Below are 15,576 nucleotides of genomic sequence, written 5' to 3'. Positions count from 1 at the left end.
CCGGCGGCACCGGCAGGTCCGGTGGGACCGGTTGCTCCGGCGGCACCGGCAGGTCCGGTGGGACCGGTTGCCCCGGCGGCACCGGCAGGTCCGGTGGGACCGGTTGCTCCGGCGGCACCGGCAGGTCCGGTGGGACCCGTGACGCCGTCCGGGCCGGGAATGCCCTGAGGTCCGGTGGGTCCGGTGGGGCCGGTGAAACAAGGAAAGTGGGCGCATGCCCGCCAGGGAATACCGCCGGGATTGATTCTTCTGTAAAAATATTATATTTTATCTTACAATGCATCTGGGGCTTGCCGTCCGCCGGCAGGCCTGGCGCCAGATAGAGGGAAGGGAGGAGAGCACATATGCGACATACCAACTAAGCGAGACTGCGCTTTGCGGCAACCGCACTGGCGGCGGCCTCCGCATGCTCCTTATCGGGCTGTCAGCCTGCTGCTCCAGAGAGCAGCCAAGCGCCCGCCCGGGAGGCAGTCAAAAACGAAGATGGAAATTATACAATGAAGAGTGGAGCGTGTACACCGGCTCGGTCACCAGCGAGGATGGCTGGAAGGATTATCAGGATTACTACTACGAAAACTGCGTCCATGTACCCTCTTGTACATCGTTCACCCGGAATATGAGGGTGGGCGGACGATCTCTGCCCTCACCAGCCATCTGGACCTGGCGCCCACCTTTTTGGATATGACCGGTCTGGACGATGCGGAAAAGGCGTAGCTCAGCCAGGGGCTTCCCGGCAGCAGCCTGATGGATCTGATGGACGGTTCCAAGGAGTCTGTCCGGGACGGCGCGCTGTTCTGCTATGAGTCGCTGCTGATGAGTGCGGTCCAGGTGGACGTAAATCCGGACAAGACGATGAGCTATCAGGCGGATCTCTCCATCCGGGGCATGGTGCGGGGACTGATCACGGAAGACTATAAGTTTGTGCGCTACTTCTCTCCGCTGGAGTTCAATACCCCCACCACAATTGAGGAACTCTATGAGAAAAACGATGTGCGGCTCTTTGATCTCAACCAGGACCCTGAGGAGCTCCACAATCTGTATCGAACGAGGGAGGACGGCTCCAGGTCCTTTCAAGCCACGATGGAAGGCGTCCGGCGGCTGCGGCGGCATGGCGTTCCCTTCAGCGCGCTGACCATGGTCAACCGGGCCAACATGAAATATCCCCTGGAGGTCTACCGCTTTCTGCGCGGGCTTACCGACTACATCCAGTTTCTTCCCGTAGTGGAGGCCCTGCCTGCTGCGTATGAGACGGATATGGGGCAGCGTACGGCCACCCCGCCCGGGATCCACCCGTTGGGAATGCCCCATCCGGTTGCCCCTTTCTCCGTCACGCCGGAGGGGTACGGCGAGTTTCTGTGTGCCGTCTGGGAGGAGTGGCTCCGACAGGACGTGGGGAAGCTCCATGTGAAGCTGTTTGATGTCACGCTGGGGCATCTCCAGGGCCTGCCCTCCATCCTGTGCGTCCACGACCCGCTGTGCGGCTGTGCTTCGGCGGCTGCCCAAAGGGCCGGCTCAGCGGGGGAAAAAATTACCTGTGCAAGGGCTATCAGCGCTTTTTTGCCCGGGTTTTGGCCGACTGGAAAGAAAGTACTTGAGCAGAATGGCCCACCATATGAAAAGGGATGGCGGACTGCATTTATGCAGTCCGCCATCCTGAGACTGTCGAAAAAGGCACATGTGCCTTTTTCGACAAGAGGCTGCATGACGGATGGGGCTCGATTTCTTGCGAAAAAGTCACCCCATCCGTCATGAGAAGTGTCATTTCCGAGGCACATGTCCCCGGAAATGACGGATTTTGATTTTATTCCGTCGCCTGCGGGCGACGGAACTCTGCGAGGCTTCCTCTGAGGAAGGTTTTTCGACAGACTGGGGATGGCGATGCAGTCCGCCATCCTTCTTGTAGGAGATCCATCGTTACGGCTCGATGATCGCAAAATCAGGCGTAAAGATCTGGATATGCGCACAGAGGGAGTCCAGCAGATCCTCGCCGCCCTGAAGCTGCGCTGCCTGCCGCACGCCGTCCGCATTGCCCTGGAGCAAGGCGAAGAGAGCCGCCTTGGGCATGCTCCAGGTGGCATCGGCCTCAGAGCTTTGAACGTCTTCCTGATAGAGGAGCACTCCAGAGCGCAGAGTGATCACATACGCTTCCTCCAGATCGGTGACCACCAGGTTGATGGTGCCGTTCAGGTCCTCCGCCGCATTGCTGTCCAGGCGGATGCCCAGATACTCCAGCATGAGATCCACGCCCATTTTCATCTGCATCTCCGCGGCACCGCTCATGGGATTGGAGGCAGGCGGCTGCATGCTGCGCAGTTCCTGGGCGCCGGTGAGGTAGGCGTTGCGCCAGGGGCCGGACTCGGCCTGATAACCCAGCTGCTCCAGAGCGTCGGCGCACAGGTAGCGGGCGTCCAGATTTTCCGGGTCCGCGTATACCAGGGCGTTGGTAATCTCCGCCACCCACTGGTACTCGCCCTTCTCAAAGTCCGCCTTGGCCATCTCCAGCACCTTGTCCGTGTCCCCCAGATATTCCACCAGCTTCTGGGCGTATTCCGTGGGAGCCAGCTCATCCAGGTGGATGGGGTTGGCATCGTACCAGCCCATGTACTTCTGGTAGACCGCCTTGACGTTGTGTTTCAGCGTACCATAGTACTGGCGGGTATACCACACTTTCTCCAGGTCCGCGGGCAGCTGGATCATATCTGTGATCTCGGTTTCGGTGTAGCCCTGATTGATGTATAGGAGAGTCTGATCGTGGATGAATTTGTACACCGCCGCCGTGTTCTCCATATACTCCTGGATCACGTCGCTGCCCCAGTGAGGCCAGTTGTGAGACTGGAACACTACCTGGGCCTGCCCGCCGTAGCGGGCCAGGGCCTCCATGATGTAGTTGGCCCAGGCATTGCCGTCCCGAACCTGGGCGCCCCGGAGGGTGTACAGGTTGTGCAGGGTGCCGGTGCAGTTCTCCGCCAGCCACAGGGCGTTCTTTTCGGGCAGCCAGGTGTTCATCTCGGCGGGGGCTTCGGTGCCGGGAGTCATCTGGAACTCAAAGGTAACCCCGTCGATGACCCGGATCTCACCGGTCTCACAGATGATGTCGGTGGGGGAGAGGTAGGACAGGGTACCCTTAGACTGGCCCATACCGATGCCGATACACATGGCGCCCTCCTCATCCTTGTCCAGCAGGGTGCCGTACTGGTAGGCCGCCCGGCGGCCCATGGCGGTTCCGGCGTACACGTTTTCGCTGATGGCATGCTCCTCAAAGCCCTCGGGGGCGATAATGGGAATGTTCCGCTCCGCCACCTCCTCCTCGGAGACAATGCCCTTGATGCCGCCGAAGTGGTCCACGTGAGAGTGACTGATAATAACGCCCATGATGGGATACTCACCCAGCTGCTCATCTACCAGCTCCTTGGCGGCCTGAGCACATTCCACCGACATGAGGGGATCAAAGACGATCCAGCCGGTTTCTCCCTTGACAAAGGTGATGTTGGACATATCGTAGCCCCGGACCTGGTAGATGCCGTCAATCACCTCAAACAGGCCGTAGATGTGGTTAAGCTGGGTGTTGCGCCACAGGCTGGGGTTGACGGTGTCGGGGGCGTCGGCATCCTCCAGGAAGGCGTAGGCGTCCTGGCTCCAGATCACTTTGCCGCTCTCGTCCCGCAGCTCCAAAGATTCCGGGGCGCTGATAAGGCCCCGCTGGGCAAACTCCAGCTCCTGCTGGTCGTCAAAGTCCAGCAAAGCGTATACCTCCTGGTTGAGCTGGGCGGTGATCTGGGTGGCGCCCTTCTGCTCCCCGTTCAGCGCGGATGCCTCGCTGTCCGCCGCCGGAGCCTCCCGGCAACCGGAGAGGAGGGAGACCGTCATACCCATCAGGCAGAGAACGGACACCCACGGTTTCCAATGCTTCATCTCTCATTCCTCCTTGTCTTTGCTTCAGATCCGATCTCAAAAGTTCCCTGAGAGTCCTGCCGGAAGCGGTCCGGACCACTGGCAGAGGTGGAAAAGCGCAGCTCATAAGTTCTGAGTCTGGTCCAGAGCTCCGCAGTTTGGCTTGATGAATTTTCCCCAGATGCAGACCGTTCGACCGAGCGAGGATGCCTGCGCGGAGGGCATAATCTGCCGCGGGCCTCCGGTTGTCTGCCTGGGCCGCATGAAACATCTCTGCTTTTGCAGCGATGGTGCCGCCAGATCCATAAGGGAAAATCGATCCAGCTCTTGCCGGTTATTATACCATCTGCCGCATCCCTTGACAACGCGGGAATCTCATACGGAATTGCCCGATCCATCATGGGACAAGCAATTGTGCCATAACTATGATTGGAAGGGGGGAATACGCATGAATGATCCCATCACGCGCTTGGAGCTGGCAAGTGTTGAGATTCAGAAGATAAACAAGGATGAATTAACGGATGTCAGCGGTCTGGCTCTTGATCCCGGCATCCCACGGAAACTTCGGGCGGGGCATCTCTTAAAAGCGACGGGGAATCCCTACTGTTTCCGCGTGGGAGACTTGGGTGTTCAGCTGGAGTTTCTGGACAGCGTCCCATCCTTACAGGATGCCCTTTTCGAGTTCTTTCGGCGAAAAAAGAGCGGACTTTAAGGAGGGAAGCGCATGGAGCGAACAAACAGAGCCGCCGTTCACGCCGCTGCTCCAAAGGAACGGGTGTGGAGGATCGCCATCTATATCCGCCTTTCCAGAGAGGACACTCGCTGTCTGTACGAATCCGAAAGCGTCACCAATCAGCGGGCAATCATTGAGGAGCATATCGCCGCCTTTCACGACGGCGACCAGTACATGATTGTGGACGAATATGTGGATGACGGCATTTCCGGCACAACGGATGATGAGCGGGATGATTTTCAGCGGATGCTGGCCGACATCAAGCGGGGACGCGTGAACTGCGTGATCGTCAAAGACCTGGCCCGTTCCTTCCGTAATTACAGCGATCAGGGCTATTATCTGGATGACTGGTTCCCCCGGTACAAGGTCCGTTTTATTTCTCTGTTTCACCAGCCCCTGGACAGCTACAAAGAGCCCCAAAATATGCGGAGCATCGCGGTTCCCATCCAGGGGGTGCTCAATGAAAACCATTGTGCGGAAACCTCTGACAAGGTGCGGGAGGTATTTGACATGAAACGCCGCAACGGGGAGCACATCGGCTCCTTCGCGGCCTATGGCTACCTCAAGGATCCGGGCGACAAAAACGCCTTGGTGGTGGACGAGGAAGCCGCTGCCGTTGTCCGGGAGATCTTCTCCATGTTCCTGGACGGCATGAGTAAAAATGCCATTGTCCACTATCTCAACGAGCACGGTGTTCTCTGTCCCGCCGCCTACAAACGGGAACGCCTGGGGCTGAACTACCAAAACCCCAGCATTGATCCCGCGAAACGGCCCTTGTGGTGCGCAATGTCGGTAACTACCATCTTGAAAAACCGGATGTACTGCGGGGATATGGTGCAGGGGCGCTACCGCAAAAAAAGCTACAAGGTGCATATTCAAGAGGTGGTTCCCAAAGAGGAATGGTACATCGTGGAAAACACGCACGAGGCAATTATTGACCGGGACACGTTTGAAAAGGTGCAGCGTCTCTTGAACCGGGCCACCCGCACAGGCCCCCGGCAGAAAAAGCTGTATCTGTTCAGCGGGTTTCTGAAATGTGCCGACTGCGGCAAGGCCATGAGCCGGAGCAAGGTGGACGGCGTGGTGTACTACTACTGCCGTACTTATAAAGACCAATCCAAAACAGCCTGCACCAAACATACCATCAAGCATGACCGCCTGGAGGCCGCTGTCCTCTGCGCCATTCAGCAGCAGGTCTATCTGGCGGTGGACTGTGCCGGGATCATTGAGCGGATCAGCCGGACCCCGCTGGAAAAAGGCCAGTCCCGGAAGGTAATGGATGCGATAAAACAAAAAGAACGGGAGCTATCGAAAATCTCCCGCTACAGGCAGTTGATCTATCAGGACTGGAAGGACGGAGAAATCAGCCGCTCGGAGTACCGACACATGAAAGAGGACTATGAGCAGCGGGCCCAGGCTCTGGAGAAAGTGCTGCAAACCCTCCGGGCAGAACAGTCGGAGCTGAAAAACGGCGTGGACACCGAAAACCCATGTTTGACCGCATTTCGCCAGAATCAGAATATCGACAGGCTGACGCGGGACATTCTCATTGAGCTGGTGGATCATATCAAGGTGTATGAGGGCGGAAAGATCGGCATTGTGTTCCGCTTTGCCGACGAGCTGCGCCGGCTGGAAGGATTTATGGAGCTCAATCCCCACAACGAGGCGGTTTGATAAGAAACCGCGTTTTTACAGGGCGTTGCCTTTCCTATGCAAAGCGCCCCGGTGGCGCCGTCCGGACCGGGGATACCCTGGGGGCCGGTTGGTCCGGTGGGACCAGTCGCTCCCGCTGGGCCGGTGGGGCCGGGGGTGGCGGGTCCGGCAGGTCCGGCAGGTCCGGTGGGACCCTGCGCACCGGTGGGTCCGGTGGGTCCGGCGGCTCCCGTGCCGGCGGGTCCGGTGGGACCGGTGGGACCAGTCGCTCCGGCAGCACCGGTGGGACCAGTGGGGCCGGTAGGACCTGGAATGGGACGGGGAGGTGGACAGGGGGGCGGGCAGCAGCCCGGCGGACAGCAGCAGGCTGCGCCCTCTTGCTTCCGTTTCCACTCCCAGTCGGTGGGATGATAGTGATTCATGATATACTCCTTTATCCGCTTGGCTTGTGGCTGTGCCACATGACAGTTTATGCCGGGAATAAAAAGGAGGTGTGCGGGCAAAAAAGGATTGACAAGGGGATCTGTAACTGTTATAGTTACAGTATAATTGAAACTAAAAAAGTTACAGATAGAAAGGACGTTTTATATGAACATCATCGACCTTACCAAAGAAAATTTCGACTCCGTGGTGCTCCAGTCCCAGGTGCCGGTACTGGTGGATTTTTGGGCGCCCTGGTGCGGCTACTGCCGGAGAATCTCTCCGGTGCTGGATCAGCTCTCCCAGCAATATGACGGCCGGCTGGCGGTGTGCAAGGTGAATATTGACCAGCAGCCCGAGCTGGAGGAGCGGTTCGGGGTGGAGGTCATCCCCACCCTGTATCTCTTCCGGAACGGGCAGGCGGGAGAGCCCATTGTGAATCCCGGCTCCAAGGCGCAGATTGTGGCGTGGGCCGGGCTGTAAAAGAGAGGGGGAGCGGCGTTGTGAAGAGCTATGATGTCATTGTGGTGGGCGGCGGCCCCGGCGGCTATACCGCGGCGCTGTACGCGGCCAGAAGCGGGCTGAGCGTGGCGGTGCTGGAGAAACTGTCCGCCGGCGGGCAGATGGCCACCACCTCCACCATCGAGAACTTTCCCGGCTTTCCCGACGGCGTGGACGGCTTCGAGCTGGGTGAGCGGATGGCGGAGCAGGCCCAAAAATACGGGGCGGAGACTATCTACGGCGAGGTGACGGAGGTAGAGCTGGCCGGAACGCCGAAGATCATCCGCAGCAGTGAGGGGGAGTTTGCGGGCCGGACGGTGATTCTGGCCACCGGAGCCTATCCCCGAGAGCTGGGACTGCCCGGGGAGCAGGAACTGCGGGGCAGGGGAGTGGCCTACTGCGCCACCTGCGACGGCATGATGTTCCGGGGCAAGACGGTGGTGGTAAACGGCGGGGGGAATACCGCGGTGGAGGACGCCCTCTACCTGTCCCGGCTGTGCGCCAAGGTTTACCTGGTCCACCGCCGGGATCAGCTCCGGGCCTCTCCGGTCTACCGTAAACGGCTGGATGAGCAGGGGGTGGAGATCCTGTGGAACAGCCGGGTCACCGCCCTGCGGAAGGATACGCGCCTCACCGGCGTGGAGCTGGAGGACGTGCAGACCGGAGCCAGGCGGGAGCTGGCCTGCGACGGCATTTTTGTGGCCGTGGGCCGTGTGCCGGACACCGGGCTGTTTGCCGGCCAGGTGGAACTGGACTCCGCCGGCTACCTTGTGGCGGACGAGAGCTGCCGCACCAGCCTGCCCGGCGTGTTTGCCGTGGGGGACGTGCGCACCAAGGCGGTGCGCCAGGTGGTCACCGCGGCGGCGGACGGAGCCAACGCCGCCTATTTTGCGGAAGCCTATCTTCTGAATAAACAGTAAAGGGTGACCGCCTGACATGAACGGACTGTTTTGCGTGGCGGTACACGCCCTGATCTATCTGGACAAGCGGGGATGTATGCTCTCCAGCGAAGAGCTGGCGGCCAACATCTGTACCAACCCCGCCCGGGTGCGGAAGGTGATGGCCAAGCTGAAAAAGGCTGGTCTGGTAGCCACTAAGGCGGGGAACGAGGGGGGGTACTGCCCGCTGCTGGCTCCGGGGGAGCTGACCCTGGACCGGATTGCCGCCGCGCTGGAGGTGCGGTTTGTGGAGCCGGCCTGGCACAGCGGCGGGGAAGTGGATTGCGGCTGTCTGGTGGCCTCCGGCATGGCCGGGGTGATGGACGGGCTGTTTGACGATTTGGACCGGCGGTGCCGGGCGCGGTTGGCCCAGCTGAGCCTGGCCGACCTGGAGGCCCGGCTGGAGCCGGCCGCCGGAAAGGAGTGAGCCTGTGGGCTTTGATCTTGAGACCAGCGTGCCGGCCATTACGGTACTGCTCCAGGGACTGCTGAGCTTTTTCTCCCCCTGCGTCCTCCCCCTGGTTCCCCTCTATGTGGGCTATCTGGCCGGCGGGACCGGCAGGGTGGACCCAAACGGCATCATCCGCTATCCCAGGGGAAAGGTGCTGCTGAACACGGTGTTTTTCGTCCTGGGGATCAGCTTTGCCTTTTTCCTGCTGGGTTTCGGCTTTACGGCGCTGGGCCGCTTTTTTACCCGGTATCAGACCTGGTTTGCCCGGATCAGCGGCATTGTGATGATCCTGTTCGGCGTATATCAGTTTGGCTTCTTCGGAAAGGCCGCCGCGCTGGAGCGGGAGCACCGGCTGCCCTTCCGGCTGGACCGGTGGAGGGTCAACCCCCTGGTGGCCCTGCTTCTGGGCTTTACCTTCAGCTTTGCCTGGACGCCCTGTGTGGGACCCACCCTGAGCAGCGTGCTGCTGATGGCCTCCTCCGCCTCCAGCGCCTCCCGGGGCTTTCTGCTCATCGGCGTCTACACCGCCGGCTTCATTCTCCCCTTCCTGGCGGTGGGCCTGTTTACAGGCACGGTGCTGGGCTTCTTTAAACGCCACCAGAAGGTGGTGCGCTACACGGTGAAGGTGGGCGCGGCCCTGCTGGTTTTTATGGGCGTGATGACCCTGACCGGCTTTATGAACGGAATCACCGGCTATCTCTCCGGGGTAGCCGGGACATCGGGGGCAGCGGAGAGCGCGGCGCCGGAGGCTGTGGAAAGCCAGGCAGCGGAGTCCCCGGAGCCGGAGGAGAGCCAGCTGCCGGTGATCCCCGCGCCGGATTTCACCCTCACCGACCAGTACGGCAATTCCCACACCCTGTCCGACTATGTGGGCAAAACGGTTTTTCTGAATTTCTGGGCCACCTGGTGCGGCCCCTGCAAAAGCGAGATGCCGGATATCCAGGCTCTCTACGAGGCCTACGGGGAGAACGAAGGGGACCTGGTGGTGCTGGGGGTGGCCACCCCCAGGACGGAGGAGAACCCCTTTACCAACGAGGGAACCCAGGAGGAGGTGGAGCAGTTCCTGGAGGAAAACGGCTATACCTTCCCGGTGGTGATGGATCTGACGGGGGAGCTGCTGTCCTACTACGCCATCTCCGCCTTTCCCACTACCTTTATGATTGATTCCAACGGCAATGTGTACGGGTACGTACCCGGCGCCCTGACCGGCGAGATCATGGAGTCCATCGTCCAGCAGACCATGGAGAGCGTGGCCGGATGACTCTTGTTATTTGCCTGCCGGTCTGGTATGATAAACACACTTGACGACAAAGGGGTTTCATTGCTGTGTTTGAAGTAATCAGGACGGAGGGCAAGGCCCGGCGGGGGATCTTCACCTGCGCCCACGGCACGGTGCAGACGCCGGTTTTCATGAATGTGGGGACTCAGGGCGCCATTAAGGGTGCGGTGTCCGCCTTTGACCTCAGGGAGATCGGCTGCCAGGTGGAGCTGTCCAACACCTACCACCTCCATCTCCGGCCCGGAGACCAGGTGGTGCGCCAGCTGGGGGGACTGCACAAATTCATGAGGTGGGACGGACCCATCCTCACCGACTCCGGCGGCTTTCAGGTGTTCTCCCTCTCCGGCCTGCGGAAGATCCGGGAGGAGGGGGTCACCTTTGCCTCCCACATCGACGGACGGCGGATCTTCATGGGTCCGGAGGAGTCCATGCAGATCCAGTCCAATCTGGGCAGCGATATCGCCATGGCCTTCGACGAATGCGTGGAGAATCCGGCCACCTACGAATATGCCAAGGCCTCCTGTGCGCGTACCCTGCGCTGGCTGGAGCGGTGCAAGGCGGAGCACGACCGGCTCAACGCCCTGCCGGATACGGTAAATCCCAGCCAGATGCTCTTCGGCATCAACCAGGGCGCCACCTATCCCGACCTGCGGATCTGGCACATGCAGCAGATCGCCGGGATCGATTGCCAGGGATACGCCATCGGCGGCCTGGCGGTGGGGGAACCCACTCAGGTGATGTATGAGATCATTGAGGCGGTGGAACCCTATATGCCTTCGGACAAGCCCCGCTACCTTATGGGGGTGGGTACACCCTCCAACATCATCGAGGGGGTGGCCCGGGGGGTGGATTTCTTCGACTGCGTCATGCCCGCCCGCAACGCCCGCCACGCCAAGCTCTTCACCTGGTCCGGGGCGCTGAACATCCGCAATGAGAAGTACAAACTGGACGAGGGTCCCATTGACCCGGAGTGCGACTGCCCGGTGTGCCGGAGCTTTTCCCGGGCCTATCTCCGCCACCTGTTTGTGGCGGAGGAGATGCTGGCCATGCGCCTGTCGGTGCTCCACAATCTGTATTTTTACAACAAGCTGACCCAGCGCATCCGGGAGGCGCTGGACGGCGGAGCCTTTGCCGCGTTTCGGGCGGAGTACAGCCAAAAGTTGGCGGGCCGGCTGTGAAGTTTTGGGAAAATAGCGGAAAAATGCTTGTCAAATCCTCAAATTCGTTTTATAATGTCCCATTGATGATGTACCACATCAAGTAACTATCGGAGGGGATCAATTTGCTGACACAGATTGCGGGCGGACTGCTGACCAATGTGGGAGGCACAGGCGGCGGGGTAAGCATGATCGTCATGGTTGTGGCCATGATCGCCATCTTCTATTTCCTGCTCATCCGTCCCGAGAACAAGAAGAAAAAGGCGGCCGCCAAGATGCGTTCCGAGCTGGCGGTGGGGGATCAGATCACCACCATCGGCGGAATTGTGGGAACCATCTGCGCCGTGAAGGAAGACACGATTGTGATTGAGACCAGCGCCGACCGGGTCCGCGTTGAGTTCACCAAGTGGGCCGTCTCCACCAAGGGAACTCAGGCTGTGGAGGACGGTGCCGGCGAGACCAAGGACAAAAAGTAAGACATAACAGCGCCCTCCCTGCATAGGCTTCCAGTAGGAACCGACGGCAAGGGAGGGAGTTTTTATGCGAAAAAGGGAGGAGGAGCAGAGCGCGCGGCTCATCCGCTGCGGCGTGGGAATTCTGCTGGGCGGCGTGATGGCGCTGGCAATCTGCTGCCTGTTTTTGCTGGGGGCCTCGGTGGCCATTTCCAGCGGCGTGGTGGGCGAAGGGCTGATCTACCAGCTCACCATTGTGGGGTGTGTGCTGGGGGGCTTCGGGGGCGGCATGTTCGCCGCCAGGCAGTGCAGCGGCGCGCTGCTCACCGGTCTGGCGGTGGGCGGAGTGCTGTTTCTGCTGCTGCTCACTATTGGAACGCTGTTTTTCCAGACGATAGAGCTGGAGGCGGGAGGGATCGGCCTGCTGTGCGGCGGCCTGTGCGGCGGCGCGCTGGCCGGCCTTCTGAACGGCGGGAAAGGGAGACCTGCCCGGAAAAAATACAGAAAACGTTGAAATCCGCCTGTTCCTGTGGTATAATGCCTCTAACCTTTGTTTGGGGAGGGAAATCGAAATGAAGCATGTTAAGACGCTCAACGGCGCGACCTTGAAGAAGAGCGCCGCCCACGGCGGCTGCGGCGAGTGCCAGACCTCCTGCCAGTCCGCCTGTAAGACCTCTTGCACCGTGGCCAACCAGAAGTGCGAGAACCAGTAACAAACACAGGGGAAAGGTGGGTGTGCAGCCCACCTTTTTCTATGCTCTGAGGAAGGAACAGACATATGGTACATACCTTTCGGTGCCTCGGCGTCAATGTGGCCGTGGACGTAAACAGCGGCGCCGTCCATGTGCTGGACGGCGTCATATTCGACCTGCTCACCGCGCTGGCGGAGCGGGATGACAATGGGGAGCTGCTGGCCGGTCCGCTGCCGGCGGAACTGGTGGCGCTGCTGCCCCAGCACGACCCCGCCGCCCTGGCCGACGCCTGGGCGGAGCTGGGCCAGCTGCGGGAGCAGGGTCTTCTGTTTGAGGAGGACGACTACATTGACCGGGAGAAGGCGGCCTCCATGCAGCAGCAGGCCTTGGTGAAGGCCCTCTGCCTCCACGTCTCCCACGACTGCAACCTGCGCTGTAAATACTGCTTTGCCTCCACCGGCGACTTCGGCACCGGCAGGCGGATGACCATGGATGTGGAGACCGCCAAAAAGGCCATTGACTTTGTGGTTGCCAAGTCGGGGGGGCGGCGCAATATCGAGGTGGACTTTTTCGGCGGAGAGCCGCTGATGGCCATGGACACCGTCAAGGCCACCGTGGAGTACGCCCGCTCCATCGAACAGGAGCACGGAAAGTGCTTCCGCTTTACCATTACCACCAACGGTGTGCTCCTCAACGATGACACCATCGACTATATCAACCGGGAGATGTCCAACGCGGTGCTCTCCCTGGACGGCAGGCGGGAGGTCAACGACGATCTGCGGCCCACCATCAGCGGCAAGGGCTCCTACGATGTGATCGTACCCAAGTTCAAAAAGCTGATTGCAGGCCGGGGCAAGAAGGACTACTACCTTCGGGGAACCTTCACCCGGTTCCACAAGGACTTTGCCCAGGATGTGAAGGAGCTGGCCGCCATCGGCAGAAATGTGTCGGTGGAGCCGGTGGTGGGGAAGGAGGAGGACCCTTATGCCCTCCAGGAGGCCGACTTGCCGGAGCTGAAGGCGGAGTACGAGCGCCTGGCGGAGTATCTGCGGGATCATCCGGAGACCAACTTCTTCCACTTCAATGTGGACCTGGCCCAGGGACCCTGCGTCATCAAGCGGCTGCGGGGCTGCGGCGCCGGGTGCGAATATGTGGCTGTCACCCCGGACGGGGAAATCTACCCCTGCCATCAGTTTGTGGGCAACCCGGATTACCGGCTGGGCAGCGTGTACGACGGCAGCTTTGACACGGCCCTCTCCGGACGATTCGCCGCCCTGAACATCTACACCCGGGAGGCCTGCTCCCGCTGCTGGGCGCGCTTCTACTGCTCCGGCGGCTGTTCGGCCTCCAACCTGCTTGTCAACGGCGACATAAAGCAGCCCCACAAGGTAGGCTGTGAGCTGGAGCGCAAGCGCCTGGAGTGCGCCATTGCCCTGCGGGCCATTGCCGCGGGTCTGGCGGACTAGCCTATACGGAGCGTAATTATACAAAGCGTAATCGCCTGGCGGGCCTTAAACCAGATCTATGCCGGGCCGGCGGCATCAAATACCACATCTTGAGCTTGGGGCGACGCATCCCGGGATGCGCCGTCCCTTTTCCTTTACTAAGTTTACATAATTAAGTATACATAATATTTCGGCATAATAGACAAAAATGGTGTTTTTCTTTGACGGTTCTTGCACAAGGGCCAAGGGTAAGCTATAGTAATATAAAATTGGGTGTGTTTTCCGGTTCTTGCGTTTGTCCAGGGGACATAAACTGCCCTGGGGGTGAGGCTGATGCGCAGAGCCGTGGGAGGCGCCTGGAATGTGCCGGAGGAGGGAATGCTGCCCGCGCTGGCGGTGATCTCGGTCAGCTTTTTTCTGGGCGGCGTAGCGGGCTGCTGTCTGTCCACTTTTGTGGGCGGGGCGGGCGCGGAGAGCCTCAGGCTGTATTTGGAGGCCTTTCTCACCACGGCCCAGGGAGAGGGGGCTGCCGCGCCCGGTCTGGCGGCTCAGCTGTGGGACGTGCTGCGCTGGCCCGCGCTTGCGCTGCTGCTGGGCTTTACGGCGCTGGGTGTGCTGGGCCTGCCGGTGCTGTTTGCGGCCAGGGGTTTTCTGCTGGCTTTTTCCATCTCGGCTTTTGTGCAGATGTTTGGCAGCGCCGGGTGTGTGCTGGCCTTCCTGCTCTTCGGCGTGGGGGGCTGCTTTTCGGTGCCGGCGCTGTTTGTGTTGGGGGCGCAGGGCCTGACGGCGGCCAGGGCGCTGGCCAGCCGTTTTTTAGGCGGAGGAAAGGCCCCATCCCCCTATGGGCGGGCCTATTTTCTCCGCTGCGGCGGCTGTGGGGCCGCGCTGTGTGTGTGTTTGCTGCTGGAGCGCTTTGCCGTGCCGGTGCTGGTGTCCGGTGCGGCGGGTATGATCCTGGGCGGATAGAGAAAGGTGAGAAGGTGTTGGATGGATGGAGTATCTGGCGGAATATGAACAATATTTAAAAGAGGAGAAGAAGGCTCTGCCCAATACCCTCAGTTCCTATCTGCGGGATATCCGGCAATATCTGTCCTGGCTGAATGGTGAGGGGCTGACGCCGGAGCAGGCCGCCCAGGGCGATGTGGAGGGATATATCAGGACCCTGAGCGCCAAGGGAAAGTCCGCCGCCACGGTGACCCGCTCCCTGGCGTCTCTGAAGTCCTTCTATACATACCTGATGGAGCGGGGGCTGGTGGTGGTCAATCCGGCCAGAGGGCTGGCGCCGGCCAAGGTGGAACGGAAGCTGCCCCGCATCCTCACCGCTAAGGAGGTGGAGGTTTTTCTGGAGCAGCCCGACGCCTCGGAGGCCAAGGGATGTCGGGACCGGGCCATGCTGGAGCTGCTGTATGCCACGGGAATCCGCGTATCCGAGCTGATCGGGCTGGATTTGGAGAACATCAACCTCTCCGCCGGCTTCATCCGGTGTACCGGCCACGGGAAGGAGCGCATCATCCCTCTGTATCCGGCGGCGGTGAAGGCCCTCCAGGACTATCTGGAGCATGTCCGCCCTCAGGTCATTGAGCACCCGGAGGAGCGGGCGCTGTTTGTGAACATGAACGGGGAGCGGATGAGCCGTCAGGGCTTTTGGAAGATCATCAAGCACTATCAGGAGACGGCGGGAATTCAGAAGGACATCACGCCCCATACGCTGCGCCACTCCTTTGCCGCCCATCTGCTGGAGAACGGAGCGGACCTGCACTCCATTCAGGAGATGCTGGGCCATGCCGATATCTCCTCCACCCAGATTTACGCCCAGCTGGTCAATCAGAAGCTGAAGGATGTCTACAACAAAGCCCATCCCAGGGCGTAGAGGGGCCGGCACCCGGTGGTGCCGGCTCTTTTGCCTGCCGGGGCTGGGATTGTCTCCCTTGTGTTTTGGGGAGGGGTTTGTTATAATAAGGACT

Annotated in this window: 16 protein-coding genes; 14 read left to right on the top strand and 2 right to left on the bottom strand. The window is 60.4% G+C overall.

The genetic code is table 11. The annotated features are described in order from the left end of the window. Window positions 1–744: 744 nt before the first annotated feature. Complete coding sequence (locus Q0J74_RS00590; RefSeq protein ID WP_297208996.1) at window positions 745–1,752, top strand: hypothetical protein; 1,008 nt, start codon at window positions 745–747, stop codon at window positions 1,750–1,752. 162 nt (window positions 1,753–1,914) lie between these two features. On the opposite strand, the gene Q0J74_RS00585 is transcribed toward Q0J74_RS00590, so the two are convergent. Further along, window positions 1,915–3,912: an alkyl/aryl-sulfatase gene (locus tag Q0J74_RS00585; RefSeq protein ID WP_297208993.1), complete on the bottom strand. Its 1,998-nt coding sequence runs from the start codon at window positions 3,910–3,912 to the stop codon at window positions 1,915–1,917. Window positions 3,913–4,339: 427 nt separating this feature from the next. Here Q0J74_RS00585 and Q0J74_RS00580 point away from each other — a divergent pair, with 427 nt between their 5' ends. Together Q0J74_RS00580 and Q0J74_RS00575 are read left to right on the top strand one after the other, a co-directional pair. Next, window positions 4,340–4,603 (top strand): DUF6870 family protein, encoded by a 264-nt coding sequence (locus tag Q0J74_RS00580; protein ID WP_297208990.1) that lies wholly within the window; start codon window positions 4,340–4,342, stop codon window positions 4,601–4,603. A 12-nt stretch (window positions 4,604–4,615) separates the two neighbouring features. Further along, a complete protein-coding gene (locus Q0J74_RS00575) occupies window positions 4,616–6,298 on the top strand; it encodes a recombinase family protein (protein ID WP_297208987.1) in 1,683 nt (560 codons plus the stop codon). A gap of 15 nt (window positions 6,299–6,313) precedes the next feature. On the opposite strand, the gene Q0J74_RS00570 is transcribed toward Q0J74_RS00575, so the two are convergent. Then, window positions 6,314–6,670 (bottom strand): hypothetical protein, encoded by a 357-nt coding sequence (locus tag Q0J74_RS00570; protein WP_297208983.1) that lies wholly within the window; start codon window positions 6,668–6,670, stop codon window positions 6,314–6,316. Between the two features lie 195 nt (window positions 6,671–6,865). Here Q0J74_RS00570 and trxA point away from each other — a divergent pair, with 195 nt between their 5' ends. The 11 genes from trxA (at window position 6,866) to xerD (ending at window position 15,482) form a co-directional block, all read left to right on the top strand. Beyond that, a complete protein-coding gene (gene trxA, locus Q0J74_RS00565) occupies window positions 6,866–7,180 on the top strand; it encodes a thioredoxin (protein WP_297208980.1) in 315 nt (104 codons plus the stop codon). Window positions 7,181–7,200: 20 nt separating this feature from the next. Beyond that, entirely contained in the window at window positions 7,201–8,118 is a 918-nt protein-coding gene (gene trxB / locus Q0J74_RS00560; RefSeq protein WP_297208977.1) for a thioredoxin-disulfide reductase, read from the top strand. A 16-nt stretch (window positions 8,119–8,134) separates the two neighbouring features. Next, window positions 8,135–8,563, top strand: a complete 429-nt coding sequence (locus tag Q0J74_RS00555) for an RrF2 family transcriptional regulator (protein ID WP_297208974.1) — start codon at window positions 8,135–8,137, stop codon at window positions 8,561–8,563. A gap of 4 nt (window positions 8,564–8,567) precedes the next feature. Continuing rightward, window positions 8,568–9,848 carry a cytochrome c biogenesis protein/redoxin gene (locus Q0J74_RS00550; RefSeq protein ID WP_297208971.1) on the top strand — a complete coding sequence of 427 codons (1,281 nt, stop codon included), beginning with the start codon at window positions 8,568–8,570 and terminating at the stop codon, window positions 9,846–9,848. Between the two features lie 65 nt (window positions 9,849–9,913). After that, a complete protein-coding gene (tgt, locus tag Q0J74_RS00545) occupies window positions 9,914–11,044 on the top strand; it encodes a tRNA guanosine(34) transglycosylase Tgt (protein ID WP_297208968.1) in 1,131 nt (376 codons plus the stop codon). Between the two features lie 167 nt (window positions 11,045–11,211). Next, window positions 11,212–11,499 carry a preprotein translocase subunit YajC gene (gene yajC / locus Q0J74_RS00540; protein ID WP_297209005.1) on the top strand — a complete coding sequence of 96 codons (288 nt, stop codon included), beginning with the start codon at window positions 11,212–11,214 and terminating at the stop codon, window positions 11,497–11,499. A 64-nt stretch (window positions 11,500–11,563) separates the two neighbouring features. Then, a complete protein-coding gene (locus tag Q0J74_RS00535; RefSeq protein ID WP_297208965.1) occupies window positions 11,564–11,989 on the top strand; it encodes a TIGR04086 family membrane protein in 426 nt (141 codons plus the stop codon). A 58-nt stretch (window positions 11,990–12,047) separates the two neighbouring features. Then, window positions 12,048–12,188 (top strand): six-cysteine ranthipeptide SCIFF, encoded by a 141-nt coding sequence (gene scfA / locus Q0J74_RS00530; protein ID WP_007489363.1) that lies wholly within the window; start codon window positions 12,048–12,050, stop codon window positions 12,186–12,188. A 65-nt stretch (window positions 12,189–12,253) separates the two neighbouring features. Further along, window positions 12,254–13,633, top strand: a complete 1,380-nt coding sequence (scfB, locus tag Q0J74_RS00525; RefSeq protein WP_297208962.1) for a thioether cross-link-forming SCIFF peptide maturase — start codon at window positions 12,254–12,256, stop codon at window positions 13,631–13,633. A gap of 312 nt (window positions 13,634–13,945) precedes the next feature. After that, window positions 13,946–14,578, top strand: coding sequence for a stage II sporulation protein M (locus tag Q0J74_RS00520; protein ID WP_297208959.1), 633 nt, complete (start codon window positions 13,946–13,948; stop codon window positions 14,576–14,578). Window positions 14,579–14,603: 25 nt separating this feature from the next. Then, window positions 14,604–15,482 carry a site-specific tyrosine recombinase XerD gene (xerD, locus tag Q0J74_RS00515; RefSeq protein WP_297208956.1) on the top strand — a complete coding sequence of 293 codons (879 nt, stop codon included), beginning with the start codon at window positions 14,604–14,606 and terminating at the stop codon, window positions 15,480–15,482. Window positions 15,483–15,576: the final 94 nt, after the last annotated feature.

The sequence above is a fragment of the uncultured Flavonifractor sp. genome, from assembly GCF_944387675.1.
In the GTDB taxonomy this organism is placed as follows: domain Bacteria; phylum Bacillota; class Clostridia; order Oscillospirales; family Oscillospiraceae; genus Flavonifractor.
The sequence above is the reverse complement of the archived record's forward strand: the minus strand, read 5'-3'. Positions and strand labels throughout refer to the sequence as shown.